Below are 18,476 nucleotides of genomic sequence, written 5' to 3'. Positions count from 1 at the left end.
GTACGCAGGTTGGCAAGCCTCACGCGAACAGGCTCGCTTAGTGTTGCCATTGGCGCATGCGCGATGCTGATCCCGCCTTCGCGATCCAACGTGAGTCGCACACGATAACTTGCCGGTTCTTCGTTTAGCCTCGCCGCATACTCGCCGAGATGGCGCAGAATCGCTTCACGATCAAAATGAAAATCAAAATATTTCGCTGAATTTTCCAAGCGTTGCAGATGCTCATGCAGCAGAAACCAGCCTTCGCCGCGCTCCCAGCGCATCGTTTCGATGAGTTGGAATTCCCCGGCATTCTCCGTCAAAAAGCGCGCTTTCAACAGGCATTCGTGATATTCGGCGTTGCTGTCCGAATCCCACACCACGCCGCTGCCAATGCCCATCTCACCGGCGCCGGTTCTCTTGTCCAACTTCACGGTTCGAATCGCGACATTGAACACGGCGCGGCGTTGCGGCGAGAAAAACCCGAGGCTGCCGGTGTAAATGCCGCGCGGCTCTTTTTCCAGTTCATGAATGATTTGCATCGTGCGAATCTTGGGCGCGCCCGTGATCGAGCCACTGGGGAACAAGCAGCGCATCAGCTCCAACACAGTGATTTCATGCTTCAACTCCGCCGTGATCGTCGAAGTGGCCTGCTGCACGGTTTCATAGCGCTCGATTTCGAAAAAACGCGGCACGGTTACAGAACTGGTTTGCGCGACGCGGCCCACGTCATTGCGCAGTAAATCGACGATCATCAGATTTTCCGCACGATTTTTGGCGGAATTTTTTAGCCACTTTTGCTGATGTTCATCCTCATCCAGCGTGCGGCCGCGCTTCGTCGTGCCCTTCATGGGTTTGAGCGTGATACGATTTTCATCGACTCGAAAAAAAAGCTCGGGAGAGAGTGAGAGAATCGCATGATCCGCCAGCGAGAGAAGAGCAGCATAACTCACGCGCTGATTGCCGCGCAAACGGCAGTACAAATGCGCCGGCGAATGCGGCCAGTCAAATTTTAATTTGAAGGTGAAGTTGACTTGATACGTATCGCCTGCCGCAATGTACTCTTTGATGCGCGTGATCGCGTCGTGATATTCTTTTTCGGAGAGATTGAAAAAAACATCGGGAATCTCCCTGGGCGAGACCCTGCTTTGCTGCACGGGGATTTGCTTCAAGATATGCGCGATCTTCCGCCCGCCGTTTTCAAAAGCCTGCAAACGATGATTGTAAATGATGGGCGACTCATAAATCCCAAACCACAACAGCGGGAACGTTGTCGCGACGGGAAAATGCAATCTCTGCTCAAACGCATAACCGGCTTCGTATGCCAAAAATCCCGCGGCATAATAACCCTGCTTTAGCGCATGATCGATCTCAGCGTGGCAGGCTTCGACTTGATTGAGATTGTGACATTGGATAACGGCAGCCGAATCGAGGAAAAGATAACTGCGAAAGTTATCGTCATCGCATCGGGTGGTTTCGAGAAAAAGCGCATTGGGTTGATTGGCGAGCCAGTGAATGAAGGCGGGAGGGAATACGCCATTCTTGGCCATGGCATCCAAAATGTCAGTAGGTTTCAAAAGGGTCGGCATCATGTTGATTCAACTTGGGTCATTTGATGCTATCTTATCATATGCACTGAAAACATGCAACAGGAGTTTTGCTTGATATTTCGGTAATGCTGCGCTATTTTTACTCTGAATCGACAACAGTTCCGCCACGGCTTGGCCGTGGCTTTTGTTTGACGGCGACTATCCGGCGGTATGCCATGCCACGGCAAAGCCGTGGCGGATCGGACCACTAACGACTTTGTTTATGACATCACTTTTCGGCATATATTCGATCAACAAGAGATGAGACTGAATCACCTCCGCCAGCTCCCGGCGGGCATCAAAGATTATCTCTTCGACGAGGCGCAAGCCCGGCGCAGCGTCGAGCGTGAGATCACGGCAACGCTGCGGCAACACGGTTATCGCGAGATCATCACGCCCACGTTCGAGCATTGGGACGTGTTTGCCGCCGCGGGCAAGAACGGCTTGCAGGATAAAATCTACCGCTTCCTCGATCGCGAAGGCAATCTCGTGGCCTTGCGCTCGGATTTCACCGCGCAAGTGGCGCGCATCGTTGCGACCAAGCATGCCGCGCTCACGTTTCCGTTGCGGCTGTCTTACTCCGGCAAAGTTTTTCGTTTCGAGGAATTGCACGCCGGCCGCAGCCGCGAATCCTGGCAAGTGGGTTTCGAGCTGCTGGGCGAGCCGGGCATCGAAGGCGAAGTCGAGGCGCTCACATTGATCATCCGGATTTTGCGCAGCCTGCAATTGCGCGGTTTTCAAATCAATTTGGGAACGATGGCTTATTTTGACAGCCTGATCAATCAAACCGGCCTCGATGATAAACAACTCGAAGAGATCAAGCGCCTGCTCGGCCACAAAGATGTCGACACGCTGCACGATTTTCTGCAGAAGACGAACTTACCGGCGGCCACGATTACCGCATTGACGCATCTCGTTGACTTGCACGGCGGTCGCGAAACGCTCGCGCAGGCAGCGGCATCCGCGCCCAATGCGCAAGCCGCAACCGCAATCCAACATTTAAATCAAATTTATGATCGTCTCGAACATGCCGGATTGGCGGAGAACCTCGTCATCGATCTCGGCGAGGTGCAGGGCATGGGTTATTACAGCGGCGTCATGATCAAAGCTTATGTTCACGGCCTCGGCTATGACGCCGGCTCGGGCGGACGCTACGATCATCTCGTTTCACAGTTCGGGTTCGATTGTCCGGCAGTCGGATTTTCATTCGACGTTGACCGGCTGGTCGAAGCCGTGTCACAAACAGCGGCCTGAGCACCGCAATCCGCAATGCGAAATCCCCAATCTGAAATCACGCTGGCGCTTTCGAAAGGCAAGCTTTTCGAGCCGGCAATCAAGCTCTTGCAACGCGCCGGCCTCGTGCGCGATGCCGGGTTGTTCAACTCGCGGCGCTTGCGTTTCGAATCTGATACACAGGAATCTTTTCGCTTCCTGCTCGTCAAAAATAGCGACGTGCCGACGTATGTCGAATACGGCATTGCCGACGCCGGCATTGCGGGACTCGACGTATTGCTCGAAAGTGGCGCGGAAGTCGATGCCCCGCTGAATTTGAAAATCGGGCATTGCCGCATTGCCGTCGCGGGTCGTCCGGAAGACGCGGGCAAAGGCTACATTTTGCAATCGCAATTGCGCGTGGCGACGAAGTATCCGCGTCTGACGCGCGGTTATTTTGCCAGCCGCGGCGCTCAGGTTGAGATCATCAAGCTCGATGGCTCGGTGGAGCTGGCGGCATTGGTGGGACTGGCCGATCGCATCGTCGATCTCGTGGAAACCGGCGAAACGCTGCGGCAAAACGGTTTGGCAATACACGAGATCATCGGCGAAAGCACCGGGCGTTTGATCGTGAACAAGGCAAGCCACAAACTCAAGCTCGCGCAAATCAACGAACTGATTGCGCGTTTGCGAAAGGCGGTGCATGAAAACTCTGCAAGCTGAACAGCCGCAACATTGGCAGGAGCTGTTGCAGCTTTTTACCTATGATTTTTCCGCTGATGATAAAATCGAAGCGGCAGTGCGTGAGATCATTGCCGCGGTGCGCGAACGTGGCGATGAGGCGCTGCTGGCTTATACCCGACAATTCGATCATATCGATTTGCAAGCACACGAATTGCGCGTGCCGGCCGGCGCCTTGCCAGTAGCGCGTCAACAGGTGAGTGAGGCATTTCTCGAGGCGCTGGCGGTTGCGAGTCAGAATATCACAAGCTTTCATCAACGCCAGGTTGAGGCAAACTGGGAGTTCGAGCGTGAAGGCGTGCGTCTTGGGCAACGGGTCGTGCCGCTGGCTGCGGTTGGTATTTATGTTCCCGGCGGTCGCGCGCTTTATCCCTCGAGCGTGCTCATGCTCGCCATTCCGGCGCGACTCGCGGGCGTGCAACGCATTGTCATGGTCACGCCGCCGCGGCCCGGCGGTATTGATCCGCATTTATTGGCCGCCGCCGAGTTGGCGGGCGTGCATGAAATTTATCAAATCGGCGGTGCTCAGGCCATTGCCGCGCTCGCGTTCGGCACCGCCGCGATCCCGCGCGTCGATAAAATCGTCGGGCCGGGCAACAGCTATGTCGCCGCCGCAAAACGGCAAGTATTCGGCATGGTTGACATCGACAGCATTGCCGGACCGAGCGAGATCGCGATTCTCGCGGACGAAACGGCTAACGCCGAGTGGGTGGCGCGTGATCTCATCTCCCAACTCGAGCATGATGTCGAGGCCAAGGCCGTGCTGGTGACAACGGACGCGACTCTCGCCCAGCGTGTTGCCGCGCGAGTCAATGAGCTGGCCTCGCAAGTCGCGCGCGCGGCCATCGTGCAAGAATCCGTGCAGCGCTATGCCGCGGCTTTTGTTGTGCGCTCGCTTGAAGAAGGCATTGCCGCAATCAATGAAATCGCGCCCGAACATCTCGAGATCATCACCGCCTCGCCGCGGTTGGTGGCGGAAAGAATCACCAATGCTGCCGCAGTTTTTCTCGGGCCTTATTCGCCCGTGCCGATGGGCGACTACATTGCGGGCACGAATCATACGCTGCCCACCGGCCGCAGCGGCCGCTTCAGCTCCCCGCTGGGCGTAAGAGATTTTTGCAAACACGTGAGCGTGGTGGAGTACAGCCGCGCGGCGTTCGAGCGCGAGCACAAACATGTTGAAACGTTGGCGGAGATTGAGGGGCTGCCGAACCACGCAGAGGCAGTGCGGGCAAAAAAAGACTAGAACTGATTTTGAACCTTAATTGGAGGTGCGGGCATGAATACTTTACAAGAAGCAGAAAAACTCATTTCCGCGATGACGCGCGGTGAAAAAGCACAAGTCTTGCAATGGATTGCGCGTGATCTCGGAGATGCTTTTCCCGGGATTGAAAGCAATCTCGATGTAGCCGGAGGTGAACCGTGCATCGTGCGCACGCGTATTCCGGTCTGGATTCTGGTACAGGCAAAGCGTCTTGGGGCAAGCGAGGCCGAATTGCTGCGTAGCTATCCAGCTTTGCGCGCTGAAGATTTGACAAACGCCTGGGCATATTATCGCGCACACCGTGAAGAAATCGAGTCACAAATTCGTGAAAATGAGGTGGCTTGAAACAATGTTCGGATTCACTGCCGAGCACTTTTCAGAAAAGACTTTTAGCCACTGATTTACACGGATCTGCACGGATTTCAGAAATTTTTTGATTGAATTGCCGCAGCCGTTTGGCCATTCGAACATGATCAAAATTCCGGATTTTTGCGATAGCTGAGATATTCGATTTCACAATTTGATCAAACCCGCTCGCATCGCGGATTCGGTCAATCGTTGTGCAAAATTCAGGTAGAAAAAATCCGTGAAAATCCGTGTTTATCCGTGGTTAAGAAAAAGCAGCCGTGGTAAACAAAAAACTCACGTACGGACTCTTCTCACCCCATGCCCAGACACGCCACCCTCTCCCGCAAAACCGGTGAAACTGAAATCACTGTCGAATTAAACCTCGATGGCAGCGGCCAGCATGACATCAGCACCGGCATCGGATTCTTCGATCACATGTTGACGCTACTGGCCGTTCACGGTTTGTTTGATTTGAAAGTGAAAGCAAACGGTGATCTGCATGTCGATGCGCATCATACCGTGGAAGATACCGGAATCGTGCTCGGAGCCGCATTTCTGCAAGCGCTTGGCGATCGCCAAGGCCTCGTGCGCATTGCGACGAGCCATGTTCCGCTCGATGAGGCACTGGCCCGCACGGTAGTGGATTTGAGCGGGCGCGGCTATCTGCATCTCGAAGCCAACTTCAGCAGCGCGCAGGTTGGCGATTTCCCGGCGGAACTGGTGGAAGATTTTCTGTACGCTTTTGTCAACAACGCCAAAGCCACAATGCACGTCACGCTGCTCGCGGGGCGGAATACGCATCATCAAATCGAAGTTATTTTTAAATCATTGGCGCGCGCCTTGCGCGAGGCGGCTGCGATCGATCCGCGCCAGACGGGTATTCCTTCGAGCAAGGGGGTGTTAGTGTCATCGCTATAAACAGTGTCCGTCCGAAATCGCAGCCTTTCAATAAATGTGTTCCTGCAAAGGCTTGGCCGTTGCCTTAAAAACCTCAGAGTTTTCAAGGTGCTCGAAGTTATGGAAACCTCGGCTCAGCCGAGGTTGGAACATTTTCGGACAGACACTAAACAACAAAGCCTCGTACAGCAGTGCTGCGCGAGGCTTTGTCGTCCTTCCAGCTCGTCAGCTAATCACGAGTTAACAACCCCACTACCTCACAATGCGCCGTGTGTGGAAACATATCCACGGGCTGCACTTTTTCCAAATGATACTGGCGGCTGCAAATGTCCTTGATGTCGCGCGCAAACGTTGCGGGATTGCACGAAACATAGACGATGCGCTGCGGCGCAAGCTCCAGCAGTTTCTGGATCACTTTCGGGTGCATGCCGGCACGCGGCGGATCGACGATCACCACATCGGGATTGCCCCAGCGCCGGATCAATACCGGCACCTGCGCCAGCTCGTCCTTCAAATCACCCAAAATAAAATGGCAGTTGGTGATGTCGTTGATGCGGCAATTGACGCCGGCGTCGTAAATCGCTTGCGGCACGATTTCGAACCCGACGACCTGCTTGGCCAGTGGCGACACAAAAATCGAAATGGTGCCGGCGCCGCTGTACAAATCGTAAACCGTTTCGTTTCCCGTGAGGCCGGCAAAGTCGCGCGCCAGGCCGTACAGAATTTCAGCGCCTTCCGTGTTGGTTTGAAAAAATGAATTTGCCGAAATCTGAAAATCGAATTCGCCGATGCGGTCGCGCAAATAGCCCGGCCCGTGCAACACCAGCTCTTCTTCGCCAATTGCGACTTGCGCTTTGGAACGATTGAGATTGTGCACGATGGAGGTAATCTCTGGAAACTCAGCCGTGAGCTTGCGGCTCAAATCGGCCACGGCTTCGCGGCCGCCGGGCGGATCGGTTGTAACAAAATTGATCATGAAGTCCCCGGTGCGCTTGCCCTCGCGCATGACGAGAAAACGCCAGAAACCGGTGTGATCCTGCGTGGTATACGGCAGCAGCGCATGCGGCTTCACGGCCTCGCGCACGACTTGCAACACGCGATTGCTGCGCTCGGAGAGCAGCCAGCACTGCTCCAGCGCCAGCGTCTTGTCGTAATGATTGGTCGAATGCAAGCCCAGCGCAAAGTCGCGTTCACCGGAAATCTGATTGCTTTCGATTTCAGCGCGCGTGAGCCAGCGCTGGCGCGAAAACGAAAACTCCATTTTGTTGCGGTAAAAATATTCCTGCGGTGATCCGATCACCGCCGCCACATTCGGCCGCGCGATGCCGGCGAGGTGTTCGATGGTTTCCACCACCTGGCGCTGCTTGTAGGCGAGCTGCACGTCATAGCGCAAATTCTGCAGCAAGCATCCGCCGCACTCGCCGAAATGCTGGCAGCGCGGCTCAACGTAGCTTTCGGACTGGCGCAGTACCGCCAACGGTTTGGCCTCGGCAAAGGCTTTTTTCTTTTTGGTAATTTGTGCGCGCACGCGCTGGCCCGGCAAGCTTTGCGGCACAAACACAATATAGCCGTTCAATCGCGCCAGGCCTTTTGCGCCAAAGGCGAGGCCTTCGACTTCCAGCTCGATCTCGCTGCCTTTTTTAAGGGTGTTGTCCATGCGATTCCAAAGGTATACTAAAATCAAAATCCGATCTCAAACTTGCAACGTCACCAATTCCCGCTGCGGCTCGGTGTGAATCTCCGGGCCGTTATCGCCCAGGTAAACATTGATCTCACTGCGCACACCGAATTCCGGCAAATAGACGCCCGGTTCAATCGAGAATGCCACTCCGGGTATGATTGCGCGTGAATCGCGGGTTTCGTAGCTGTCGATGTTCACACCATTGGCGTGCACTTCGGCGCCCAGGCTGTGGCCGGTGCGGTGAACAAAGTAATCGCCGAAGCTCGCTTCGGTGATGTATTGGCGCACGATTTGATCAACTTCATATCCCTTTACTGGCTTTCCGGCCTGCCAATTTTGGCGTAAGAAGTCGACGCCGCGATCTCGCGCCTCCCGAACCGTGTCAAACACATGCTGCACACGCTCCGGCGGTTCGGCCCCGGCAAAGCCCATCCAGGTAATATCCGCAAACACGGCGCGCGGCGTTTTCTGTTTGGCCCAAAGATCGATGAGAATGACATCACCCGGGCGAATCGGGCTGTACACGCTCGCCGTCGGCGCGTAATGCGGATTGCTGGCATTGGCATTCACCGCCACAATCGGCGCCGAATCTGTGATGCAATTTGCCGCGGCAAAGCGCTGTAAAATGAATTGCTGGACGTCGTACTCGTTAATCGGCGTGCGCGCTTGCAGGGCCGTTTCGATCATTTGAAATGCCTCACGTTGCGCTTCATGCACGACTTGCGCGGCGGCAATATGGCTGCGCAACTGCTCGGCGCTCCACTTCGCCTGAAACTCTTGCACGAGATTGGCGGAGGTTACGAGGTCAACGCCGAGCGAGCGCAACAACTCAATCATCCCGGCATCGACATAGGACACGGTCGGCACGTCGTTCATCGGCGAATATTCCATTGCGATCTGCCCGGCGGTGGGCAGCACTTCGCGCAAACGTTCTTGCATTTGCTGCAAACCGGCATACAACAGCATGCGTCCGGGCAAGGCCGGGTAACTTGTTTTTTCGATGGCATGCGCCAGCAAAGTCGGCTCGCCGCTTGCCGGGATAAAATAAAACCAGCGCCGCGTGATGTGATAATCGCCCAACGAAAACAGCGCGCGCGCCACCGCATTGATGCCGTGAAAATCATAAATCAACCAGCCTGCCAATCCCTCGCGCCGCAACGCCTCTTGTACGGCGTCAATATCGAGCAAAAAGCCGGAATGTTGTAACAAGCCTCATTCTCCTTACGTGATACGGCAATTACAGGCGAAACAGAGCATGCCCGCATCTCCGCCGGCCAAAGGAACCAAAAGAGAATATACCGGCAAACGCGGCCATATTCCGAAGACTATTCATGTGCTTAGACTAAAAATGGGATCGTATTCGATCCGTTCGGCAGAAGGTAGCAGTTATCGATATTCGGCAGCCAGGCATACGCAAGCTGTAGTGCTTCGGATAAAGTAGGCGCAGAATGAAACCCTAAAGCAGTTACCAATGCGGAATCGAGATTGCTGATGAAAATGATGCGCGCATGCCCGGCTTTTTGCCGCGTCGACATTGCCAACGCGCCCGCCGGGTGATATTGCCGCTGCAATTGTTCGTGCAGACGTGACAAGTCTTTCTCGTTCAGCCAGGTTGCCAATTGCGCCGCGCCGGCGCCTTCCAGGCATTGCGCGGCCAAGATCACCACGCCGCCCGGTCGCACGGCTTGTATGGCATGATGCAACGCGCGATGCGCGGTATCATAATCGCGATCGTGGGGATAACCGCCGCCGCTTACCAGCACCAAATCGGCAAGCTGCGCGACTGGCACGCGATAAATATCATCAATGCGGTGGCAGCACGCCGCATAAGCCTGCAACGGCTCGCCGCCGACCGCGCCAATGACTTGATTGCAGTCGTTTAAAATCGTGTGCAACAAAAAATCGATGGTTAAAAAGCGAAAGGCCTCCCGCATATCTTCCTGCAAGGGGTTGCCCTCGATCACGCCGCCGCGGCAATGCGGGTGCAAGCGCGGAGAGAAAGGATCGAGTGTGAGCGCCGAGAGCCGCGTGATCGTCTCGGCGCCGGCGCAATCCGGCACAACCAGGCTTGGGCCGCCGTCATAACCGGCAAAGGGATGATGATTCACGCCGCCGCACACCAAGACACGGTCAAAATCGAGCAGCAGACGATTCACGAAAATCGGGGTGTTGCGCCGCGTGCGGCCGATGTACTCCATGCTTTTGGCGTCACGCGCGTCATGATAAACGATGCGCGGATGGCCATGCCCGGAGCTGCGGGCGCCGAGCAACTGCGGAATGCCGTTGCGCCGCGCACCCCACACTCCGGCCACCAGAATCGTTATATCGCGTGACGAAAGCCCAAGACGGTACAAACGCTCGAGCACGATCGGCAAGAAGACCCCGCCGCCCACACGCTGCGCCTCATCCGGAACGACGATTAAGACACTGCTCGCGCTACGGAAGACATAATCGAAATCATGGCACCCGATGGGATGCGCGAGCGCTTGCGAGACCAGGTTTTCCGGCTTTTGCAGAGTTGCAATAAATTTCGGCTTTAATTCAGCAAACCGGCGCGGCGCGCGAAAATCCGCCTGCACCATGCCGCGGCCGTATTTTAAATTGAGCTTCATATAAAATCAGAGTGATTTGCAGCATTGCGCAATTCATGAGCCGTCGAAGTTATTAGATTTTGCTTACAATGTCAACTTGTTTGGGCGGCAGAAAATGTTCTCTTGTAATACACTGCCAGACCAACTGTTTTGAGTTGAGACATTTTTTTGAATTTTCTGCAATATATTTGCTTCCCGGCTCTTTTGTTTAACTTCATTCAAAATTCTTGAGTTAGCGTGAGGCAGTTTTTGCGTGGCTTTTGGCACAATGTTAGCTAAAGAGATTAGCGAAGATTGATGTACAGAATTAATCAGCAATCTTCACGTTGTAGAGCGCCTCGCCGCACACTTCTAGGACGATTACTACTTTGGAAACGGCGATGGGGCGATTGATCAGATGATCAATCCAACAAAGGCTACCCCATCATCCATTATACTTCCATCCTTAAAAACTTGTTTTTAAGGACACCTACCCCAAAGAGAAGGGACTTGGTTTCGCGCGCCAAGTCCCTTTTTATTTTATAAAGCTTCAAAGTCTACCGGCACGAAATGCCATTTGAAGAGCCAGAAACCGGCAAAATTCGCTTGCCTTTCTGCACGGTGTTCGATACTTTGCCGCCACTTTGAACGCATTTTATCTAGCATGCCTCATCTATTTTATTTTCATCGTATTTGTGTTTGCCGGCCTGCGGCGATATCGGCGGAAGCATGATGATTCAGATCAGAAAGTGCTGCCAGCAGTTTCAATCATTGTAGCCGCACACAATGAAGCAGCACATTTGGCAGAATTAATTCCCTGCCTGACTGACATTTGTTACCCAAAGGATTTGTTACAAATCATCGTTGTTGATGATCGCAGCTCGGACGACACGGCCATCGTTCTAAAAGAGCTGCGCCGGCAGCATACATTTGAGCATTTGCGCATCGAAAATGTTTCACCGCGATACAGTCCGAAAAAATTTGCGTTGGCAGCAGGAATTCAGGCGGCACAGCATGAACTCATTTTGGTAACAGATGCCGATTGCAGGCCTGGTTCAAAATGGGTTCGCCAAATCGTTTCATCATTTCATTCTGATTGTGTTGCCGTGATTGGATTTTCACCAGTTATATGCCGACGCGAGCATCTGTCAAATATTTTGTCAATCGACACCCTAGCGGTAGCGGCGTTGAGTCTGGCCGGCGCAGGCCGGCGCAAGCCGTTCTTAACCACGGGAAGAAATTTTGCCTATCGCAAATCTGCTTTCGAAAACGCCGGAGGCTTTGCCGGCTTTGCGAATGAGATTTCTGGCGATGATGATCTGTTGCTGCAGCGGATTGCGCCTCTTGGCAAGGTCGAATTTGCGCTAAATGCCTCCGCGCATGTCGTGAGTTTGGGCGGTCCGGAAAGCATTCGCGCCTGGCTGCGGCAGAAACGCCGCCACATATCCGCCTCAAGAAAATATGCGACCGGCGTTCAACTCGGGTATCTCATTTTCCATCTCTCTAATGCCGTAATCTGGCTTGCGCCGTTTTGGTTGGGAATGAAAGGGCTCCTGCTTTTGGCCGCCAAAACGGTGGCTGATTTTTGGATCCTACACCACACAGCCACGCGGCTCTCCTGGCAGCCGCGCTGGATTTTTCTAATAGGATGGGAGTTCATGTATGTTATCATTCACACGTTCGTCGGCGCATTCGCCTTTGTTGGAAAGATTCGCTGGAAAGATTAGCTGACAGCCTTGCACAGGATGATTCTCAAAAGCCCACACCGATTTTCAGACAAGCTGAAAATTGAAGCTCTTCGAGCAGCTTTAAAAACTTCGCCCGCAGAAGCAGAACGGCCACAGAAAGAAAAAGCCTTTTCAGTGGGCGAAACACCTTCAGAATTCTATTCTAACTTTGAAAAGCTAATCGCTCATAGAAAAATGACAACCCTCCCAATTCTTCATTCCGCCGGCCAAGCCGTAGATGCTTCCGCCGCTCCGCGTGTGGCCACGCGCGAGCCGAACCTCTGGAAGTGGGAGCTTCCTTTCGGCAAAGAAGTCGCCCTGTTTCAGCTTATCAAAACCTTCACCCCGAAACGGTTATGGAATGCCGCAAAGATACTTGCCTCATTCACGCTTTCGGCCATTCTCAAAAGAACCTTCGTCTGGGGCGCGCCACCGGTACTCACCATCGAGCCGACCAATATCTGCAATTTGCATTGCCCGCTGTGTGTGACCGGCAACGGCACGATGGAACGCGCCAACGGCCGCATGAGTTTTGACGCGTTCACGCGCTTGATCGACGAGTTGGGCGATCGCGTGATGTATGTGGTATTTTTCAATCAAGGCGAACCGTTCATCCATCGCAGCTTCACGGATTTCATTGCGTATGCCCACCGCCGCGGCATTTACACCACCACCAGCACGAATGCGCATTATTTTGATGCGGCTACCGCTGAAGCCACCGTGCGCAGCGGCCTGGACACGATGGTGATCTCGGTTGACGGCGCAACCCAGGAAACCTACAGCCGTTATCGCGTGGGCGGTTCATTGGAGAAAGTGTTGCAGGGCATTCGCAATTTGGCGGCCGCCAAACGGCGTTTGCATCGCAAAACGCCTTATCTCTTCATGCAGTTTTTGTTGATGAAGCACAATGAGCACGAATTGCCGGCCATGGAGCGGCTTGCGAAAGAGCTTGGCGTCGATCGCCTGTTGAAAAAGAATATTCAAGTCGAAACGCTCGCAGAAGCGCGCGAATGGCTGCCGAGCGAGGAACGCCATCGCCGCTATCATCTCACGGAAAACGATTTCACGGCTAAAAACGGCAAAGGCGTGTGCATTCGTCCCTGGGTAACAACCATGGTGAATTGGGACGGCACCGTCGTGCCCTGCTGCTTCGATAAAAACGGCCATCACACCACCGGTGATTTACGCGCTGCCAGCTTTGCGCAGGTGTGGGAATCTGGCGCTTACCAACAATTCCGGCAGAGCATGCTGACGCAACGCGACAGTATAGATATCTGCAAAAATTGCAATCAAGGCATCGGCTTGTTTGTTTGATCCGTGACGATGCCTCGATGAGGTCTTACGCCGGACAAGCCGTTTGGTTTTATTATATGGTATGAATCCACCTCAAAAAAAAAATCTTCCGCATCCCATCGTGACTCAATATTTTGTCAAACGCTTCGAGCGCATGCCCGAGCTTTTCATCAAACTCATGCCGCGGCTGTGGTTCCGCGCGCCGATGCAGACAAATCAGATTTACCTCACCTTCGACGACGGCCCGCATCCCGAGCGCACGCCGTTCATTCTGGAGGTGCTTGATCACTTCGATATTCCTGCGACGTTTTTTCTCATCGGCAAGCGGGCGCAGCGCAACCCGGACTTTGTCAGACGCATCGCGGCGCGCCATCGCATCGGCAATCATACCTGGAATCATCCCAATCTGCGCTGGCAAAATGCGCGCATCTTCGCCGCCGAGTTGGAGTCCACACGCAAATTGCTGGAAGATCTTTCCGGCGCCAGCGTGCGCTTGTTCCGCCCGCCTTACGGGGCATTCGGGCCTTCCTTGGCGCATTACGCCCGCACCCACGACCATCAAATCGTTTTGTGGCAAATCTTGCCGTGGGATTTTCGGCCCGAGCGCAGCGCCCAGGAAATTGCCGATTGCATTCTGCGTCATGGCGCCGGCGGCAGCATTATCGTCCTGCATGACGGGCACTCGTGCGCAGAAAAAACGAGCATCGCCTTGCGCTCATGCCTTCCGCTCCTGCTGGAACAAGGTTATCAATTCTCCGCTTTGCCCAATCATTTTTGCGAAGAAACCGCAGCCACGATAATGGCGCAATCCGGAAATGATCGATCTTAAAGGCGCGCATGCGCCGGCATTCCAACAGAAGAAATCTCGTCTTTTTCGATTGGCGCTTGTTCAAAAAGCGGGCTTTTTCTAGCTTTTGCTTCGCGATGACTTACGTTGCGGTTGGTAAAAATGACGAGATCGACTTTGAGCCGGAGCAATTTTTTAGCGCCAATTCCAGTAACGCGCTCAACCGAAGCAGATCGTGCGACGAATGCCCGGCCTTGAAGCGGGCGGCAATATCAATGTCACTCTGCGACCTGAAGTGGCCGGAGTTCGCCGAACCAAACAAATAAGCAAACGCAATCTCATAACGCTCGAACAGCTCCGCGCCTTGTTGCAGCAGAAGTTTTTTGATGTCGTGTTGCTCCATGCCAACTTCACAAAAATAGTTGTTTGATGTTTGTCGGCCTCGTCTTATTTTGAAACAGACGACAGTTGGGAACTGTCGCGTGAACGCCGCAGCTTCTCGAGATGAGAAGTGGGCGTTTTCAAGCAATGATTACAGGCTTGATAACGCACGGATCGCGATTAGTTTCGCTATGAAAATAGCGCAAAAATTGTATCTTGCAAATCCGATTTCACACATGGTTGCAGCAAAGCTATTTCTTCTCTTTGTTCGGTTGTTTCTCATTAACCATTTGAGGAGGAAACGATGCGTAAGGTATCCGTAGTATTCATGCTGGGTTGTAGTCTCGCTGTTTTTACCGGCTGTGAGCAAAAACCGGCAACTGTAGAGCAAAGCCCGGTCGAACGCGGCCAATACCTGGTGACCATTGGCGGCTGTCATGATTGCCATACGCCGAAAGTCATGAGTCCAAGCGGCCTACCGGAGCCTAACATGGAACTCGCGCTTTCAGGACATCCCGCCGACGCGCCCTACCCCACGTGGAAACCGGAAGATTTGCAGCAGAATAACGCCATTGCCTTGACGAATCCCATGCTTTCGGCATGGGCCGGGCCGTGGGGCGTCAGCTTTGCAGCGAATCTCACACCCGACAAGGAAACCGGTCTTGCGGAGTGGACGGAAGATACGTTCATCCAGTCCATGCGTACCGGCAAGCATCAAGGCCAACCCAATGGCCGCGACATTCTGCCGCCCATGCCCTGGCCGGGTATCGCACAAATGACGGATGACGATCTCAAAGCCGTATGGGCCTATTTGCGCACCGTGCCGCCGGTGAAGAACCAGGTGCCGTTCCCGGTGCCGCCGAGTGCGCCGCCAGCGCAGTAAGGGTAAAAAGGTCGTCGGCTACTTTTAGAGGAGTGTAGACGCCCTCAAGAGTCGCGAACGCGCCTGCACTCCTGCTGCAAATTGTTGACCCCGCCCGTTCCCAACCCAGACATGCCGGAACCAAGAAGAAAAACCTCATCCGCAGGGCCGGGACGAAGGCACAAAATTTGTTTGGCCGGCTGGGTTATAGCTTTGATCTTGAAGAGGTGGCTGCAGGAGCAAAAATCGATGGTTTGACTTACGGCCTCGGCTTCAAGACACCCCAAAAGATAAAACTCATTTTCCCGCTGGATTTATCGCTTGATTACGGCAGGGGAATCGGCGATTACCGGGATTTGGATGCGAATGTGATCGCGATTGTTTTGGGGGTTGATATTTAGCGTCGAACGGCTAAGCGGTTCTGATGCAGGGTTTGCCGTATGAATCTCATTGAGCGCCCTTGATTCTTGCACGCAGAAATCGCCAGGCCTGATCAGCTTCAAAGAAAAGTTTTAAAAGTAATGTTCTCAACTGACGAATGCGACTAACGGAAGAATTCTTAAACTTGGGTTCATCAAAGCTAGGTGCCTCACGCAATAAAATTAATCAAATCATACTTCGTAATAATCCCCACAAACTGGCCTTGTTCCTGCACCAGAATCGCGGGATAGCGCCGCGCCAGCAGGTATTTCGCGTGTTCGAGCGTATCATCGTGATGCACCACCGGCAGGCTTGCCTCCATCACTCCGCGCACTTTTTCCTCCATTAAATTTGCTTCTTCCAAGACGCGACCGAGCAGCGCGCTTTCGTCCAAACTGCCGATGCTCTTGCCCGCCTCAATCACGGGCACTTGCGAGACGTTGTGCTCTTCCATAAGCTGCAGGGCTTCGCGCACGGTGAGTTCCGGCCCGACGTGCAGCAATGCCGGCAAATTGCGGCTTTTGGAATCCAACAAATGATGCACCAGCGCCTTGTCGATGTCGAGAAACCGATTCTCCTTCATCCATTCGTCGGAATAGAATTTCGAGAGGTAGTACAAACCGGTATCCGGAAAAATCGTCACCACGGTTTGATCGGCGGGCAGGTCGTGCGCCAGGCGCAGCGCCGCCACGGTCGCGCTGCCGGAAGAGCCGCCCACCAGCAATCCCTCTTCACGCGCCAGGCGGCGCGCCATCAAAAATGATTCTTTATCGCCGGTCGACAGAATCTCATCGATGTGATCAAAATTAAGTGTAGCAGGAATCGCGTCTTTGCCAATGCCTTCCACGAGATAGGGCTGGCCGGAGTTGAGCTGACGCGAATAAAAATACTCGCGCAAAACTGAGCCGACGGGATCAACGCCGACAATTTTGATTTGCGCATTCTTCTCTTTGAGAAACTTTGCCACGCCGGAAATCGTGCCGCCGGTGCCGATGCCGCACACAAACACATTAATCTTGCCTTCGGTTTGTTCCCAAATCTCCGGGCCGGTAGTATGATAATGCGTTTCGGGATTTTCGGGATTGGCGTAATGATTGGCAAAAATGGCGCTGGGCGTTTCCTTGGCAATTTTTTCCGCTACGGCGTAATGGCTTTCCGGAGATTCCGGCGGCACGGCCGTCGGGCACACGATCACTTCTGCGCCATAGGCCTTGAGCATGCGCACTTTTTCCTGGCTGATTTTGTCAGGCACCGTGAAAATGGCGCGATAGCCTTTGGCCGCAGCCAGCAGCGCCAGGCCGCCGCCGGCATTGCCACTGGTGGCTTCGACGATGGTGCCGCCCGGTTTGATCTTGCCGGCTTTTTCCGCGCTTGCGAGAATGCGCAATGCGGTGCGGTCGTTGATGCTGCCGCCAGGATTGAGATATTCGATTTTTGCGTAGACTTTGCACTTGATACCGGAAGTCACACGTTGCAGCCGGACCAGCGGCGTTTGTCCAATGGCCTCGGTAATATTGTTAAGAACTTTCAAGGAAGGCTCCATAGATCTCGATCTCTGATTTTTTATTTACACGCAACAGTCTCAACCGCGGTTGGTAAATCCCGCACATCCGTGATGATCAGTGGCTAATGGAAAAAATGTCTGATTGAGCACGGCGATGGCTGCAACCAAAAGATGAAGCCACGGATGAAATCGATAAACTGCCGGAGCGCAATATAATTAAAATCAGACTATAAAAAAAGGCCGCCACAGTTAAAACCTGCGGCGGCCTTTTAAGCTCGTGAAACGAAGGCGTCAGTCGACCTTGTCGATCAGTAAATTAATCAGAGCCAATAACACACGCTTCGCGCTGTCGGGATCATCGACATCGCAAAACGTGAATTTGCCTTCCGGCGTCAACGCGACGCCGCCGTTGCGAAACATTTCCGCGTCGGGCCAGTGCTCATGGTTCATATGCGCGGCCACCACCACGGCGGTGTTATAGCGTGTGGAGATTTGATCGACCACCGGCTTGATCCGTTCGAACGAAGCCAAATCCTGCCAGGAGAAAAGGATGATGCAGCCGAGCATTTTCTTGCCAACCAAATCCCATCCCAGGGTTTTCGCCTCCGGTTGCAGCGTGACGCCGTAAAGATGGAGCTGAAGTTGATTGTTGATGGTCAAGCGGCCAAAACTGAAATCCGGCGAGGTCATGGCAATGTCGTCGGCAATGGAAGCGAGAAAACGCTGCTTCTCGTTGGCGTTTGGCCCCAGGACTATGATTTCGCCGATGCGCATAGGGATTGAAGTATCGTCAAAATGAAAAATGCTTTCATCTAAAATAAAATGTTGAGCACGCGCCGGCTCAGTGCAACAGCTTTTCGCGAATCATGAGCAGCTCGCTTTTGTCGAGATAGAGCTTGCGCAGCAAGCCGAGGCGCCGATCGTATTGCCGGCGGCCGGTTTGCTGGCGCCGGTCGTTGCGCCGGCGTTCGTGCGGCTGCGGCGCTTCTTCCGGTGGTTGCAGAATAACCTTAAACAGTTTGTCAATGCTCGGCGCAGGATCACTTTCGGCGTCGTTCAGGCGTTTGAGCCACTGCGTCGATTCGCCGTTCTTGTTGGGCGTTGCCGTTTGCTGGGCTTGCACGACGCCGCGATCATACAACTTTTTAAATACCGTCAATGTGCGCAAATCGTCCGATGGGCACTCTTCCACCATTTCGATCAAGCGTTTTGACTCGCCAT

General features: G+C 53.9%; 17 protein-coding genes. 10 read left to right on the top strand and 7 right to left on the bottom strand.

Annotated elements, in window-relative coordinates; translation table 11 throughout:
- Positions 1-1,571, bottom strand: a 1,571-nt coding sequence (gene pabB / locus FBQ85_11940; GenBank protein ID MDL1875864.1) for an aminodeoxychorismate synthase component I, incomplete at its 3' end; no start/stop codon positions are given.
- A gap of 168 nt (positions 1,572-1,739) precedes the next feature.
- Here pabB and hisZ point away from each other — a divergent pair.
- The 5 genes from hisZ to hisB all read left to right on the top strand — a co-directional run bounded on the left by hisZ (position 1,740) and on the right by hisB (position 6,051).
- The gene (hisZ, locus tag FBQ85_11935) at positions 1,740-2,822 is read left to right on the top strand and encodes an ATP phosphoribosyltransferase regulatory subunit (protein MDL1875863.1); all 1,083 of its coding nucleotides are present in this window, start codon (positions 1,740-1,742) and stop codon (positions 2,820-2,822) included.
- Between the two features lie 15 nt (positions 2,823-2,837).
- A complete protein-coding gene (locus tag FBQ85_11930; protein ID MDL1875862.1) occupies positions 2,838-3,503 on the top strand; it encodes an ATP phosphoribosyltransferase in 666 nt (221 codons plus the stop codon).
- A complete protein-coding gene (hisD, locus tag FBQ85_11925) occupies positions 3,484-4,767 on the top strand; it encodes a histidinol dehydrogenase (GenBank protein ID MDL1875861.1) in 1,284 nt (427 codons plus the stop codon). The genes FBQ85_11930 and hisD overlap by 20 nt, the downstream gene beginning before the upstream one ends.
- Before the next feature lie 33 nt (positions 4,768-4,800).
- Positions 4,801-5,130 carry a DUF433 domain-containing protein gene (locus FBQ85_11920; GenBank protein ID MDL1875860.1) on the top strand — a complete coding sequence of 110 codons (330 nt, stop codon included), beginning with the start codon at positions 4,801-4,803 and terminating at the stop codon, positions 5,128-5,130.
- Positions 5,131-5,451: 321 nt separating this feature from the next.
- Positions 5,452-6,051 (top strand): imidazoleglycerol-phosphate dehydratase HisB, encoded by a 600-nt coding sequence (gene hisB, locus FBQ85_11915; GenBank protein MDL1875859.1) that lies wholly within the window; start codon positions 5,452-5,454, stop codon positions 6,049-6,051.
- A 208-nt stretch (positions 6,052-6,259) separates the two neighbouring features.
- Here hisB and rlmD read toward each other — a convergent pair whose 3' ends face one another.
- From rlmD to larA, 3 genes are all read right to left on the bottom strand, one after another.
- Positions 6,260-7,687, bottom strand: a complete 1,428-nt coding sequence (gene rlmD, locus FBQ85_11910) for a 23S rRNA (uracil(1939)-C(5))-methyltransferase RlmD (GenBank protein MDL1875858.1) — start codon at positions 7,685-7,687, stop codon at positions 6,260-6,262.
- Positions 7,688-7,723: 36 nt separating this feature from the next.
- Positions 7,724-8,920, bottom strand: a complete 1,197-nt coding sequence (locus FBQ85_11905; protein ID MDL1875857.1) for an aminopeptidase P family protein — start codon at positions 8,918-8,920, stop codon at positions 7,724-7,726.
- Between the two features lie 128 nt (positions 8,921-9,048).
- The gene (larA, locus tag FBQ85_11900) at positions 9,049-10,323 is read right to left on the bottom strand and encodes a nickel-dependent lactate racemase (GenBank protein ID MDL1875856.1); all 1,275 of its coding nucleotides are present in this window, start codon (positions 10,321-10,323) and stop codon (positions 9,049-9,051) included.
- Positions 10,324-10,895: 572 nt separating this feature from the next.
- Here larA and FBQ85_11895 point away from each other — a divergent pair.
- From FBQ85_11895 to FBQ85_11885, 3 genes are all read left to right on the top strand, one after another.
- A complete protein-coding gene (locus tag FBQ85_11895; GenBank protein ID MDL1875855.1) occupies positions 10,896-12,008 on the top strand; it encodes a glycosyltransferase in 1,113 nt (370 codons plus the stop codon).
- A gap of 18 nt (positions 12,009-12,026) precedes the next feature.
- Entirely contained in the window at positions 12,027-13,322 is a 1,296-nt protein-coding gene (locus FBQ85_11890) for a radical SAM protein (protein MDL1875854.1), read from the top strand.
- Between the two features lie 61 nt (positions 13,323-13,383).
- On the top strand, positions 13,384-14,130 hold the full coding sequence (locus tag FBQ85_11885) for a polysaccharide deacetylase family protein (protein ID MDL1875853.1): 747 nt from the start codon (positions 13,384-13,386) through the stop codon (positions 14,128-14,130).
- 100 nt (positions 14,131-14,230) lie between these two features.
- Here the strand turns inward: FBQ85_11885 and FBQ85_11880 are convergent, their stop codons facing one another.
- A complete protein-coding gene (locus FBQ85_11880) occupies positions 14,231-14,617 on the bottom strand; it encodes a hypothetical protein (GenBank protein MDL1875852.1) in 387 nt (128 codons plus the stop codon).
- Positions 14,618-14,773: 156 nt separating this feature from the next.
- Here FBQ85_11880 and FBQ85_11875 point away from each other — a divergent pair, with 156 nt between their 5' ends.
- Both FBQ85_11875 and FBQ85_11870 read left to right on the top strand, forming a co-directional pair.
- Entirely contained in the window at positions 14,774-15,352 is a 579-nt protein-coding gene (locus FBQ85_11875) for a cytochrome c (protein MDL1875851.1), read from the top strand.
- 167 nt (positions 15,353-15,519) lie between these two features.
- The gene (locus tag FBQ85_11870; protein MDL1875850.1) at positions 15,520-15,732 is read left to right on the top strand and encodes a hypothetical protein; all 213 of its coding nucleotides are present in this window, start codon (positions 15,520-15,522) and stop codon (positions 15,730-15,732) included.
- A 188-nt stretch (positions 15,733-15,920) separates the two neighbouring features.
- On the opposite strand, the gene FBQ85_11865 is transcribed toward FBQ85_11870, so the two are convergent.
- Positions 15,921-17,282, bottom strand: coding sequence for a cystathionine beta-synthase (locus FBQ85_11865; protein MDL1875849.1), 1,362 nt, complete (start codon positions 17,280-17,282; stop codon positions 15,921-15,923).
- 264 nt (positions 17,283-17,546) lie between these two features.
- A complete protein-coding gene (locus FBQ85_11860) occupies positions 17,547-18,029 on the bottom strand; it encodes a hypothetical protein (protein MDL1875848.1) in 483 nt (160 codons plus the stop codon).
- Between the last annotated feature and the right edge of the window lie 447 nt (positions 18,030-18,476).

Source organism: Cytophagia bacterium CHB2 (assembly GCA_030263535.1).
Lineage (GTDB): Bacteria > Zhuqueibacterota > Zhuqueibacteria > Zhuqueibacterales > Zhuqueibacteraceae > Coneutiohabitans.
This window is presented reverse-complemented; position numbering and strand designations above follow the sequence as displayed.

Coding starts and splice junctions, on each gene's coding strand:
- hisZ (MDL1875863.1), top strand. CDS start 1,740: ATGCCATGCCACGGCAAAGCCGTGGCGGATCGGACCACTAACGACTTT.
- FBQ85_11930 (MDL1875862.1), top strand. CDS start 2,838: ATGCGAAATCCCCAATCTGAAATCACGCTGGCGCTTTCGAAAGGCAAG.
- hisD (MDL1875861.1), top strand. CDS start 3,484: ATGAAAACTCTGCAAGCTGAACAGCCGCAACATTGGCAGGAGCTGTTG.
- FBQ85_11920 (MDL1875860.1), top strand. CDS start 4,801: ATGAATACTTTACAAGAAGCAGAAAAACTCATTTCCGCGATGACGCGC.
- hisB (MDL1875859.1), top strand. CDS start 5,452: ATGCCCAGACACGCCACCCTCTCCCGCAAAACCGGTGAAACTGAAATC.
- rlmD (MDL1875858.1), bottom strand. CDS start 7,687: ATGGACAACACCCTTAAAAAAGGCAGCGAGATCGAGCTGGAAGTCGAA.
- larA (MDL1875856.1), bottom strand. CDS start 10,323: ATGAAGCTCAATTTAAAATACGGCCGCGGCATGGTGCAGGCGGATTTT.
- FBQ85_11890 (MDL1875854.1), top strand. CDS start 12,027: ATGATTCTCAAAAGCCCACACCGATTTTCAGACAAGCTGAAAATTGAA.
- FBQ85_11885 (MDL1875853.1), top strand. CDS start 13,384: ATGAATCCACCTCAAAAAAAAAATCTTCCGCATCCCATCGTGACTCAA.
- FBQ85_11875 (MDL1875851.1), top strand. CDS start 14,774: ATGCGTAAGGTATCCGTAGTATTCATGCTGGGTTGTAGTCTCGCTGTT.
- FBQ85_11860 (MDL1875848.1), bottom strand. CDS start 18,029: ATGCGCATCGGCGAAATCATAGTCCTGGGGCCAAACGCCAACGAGAAG.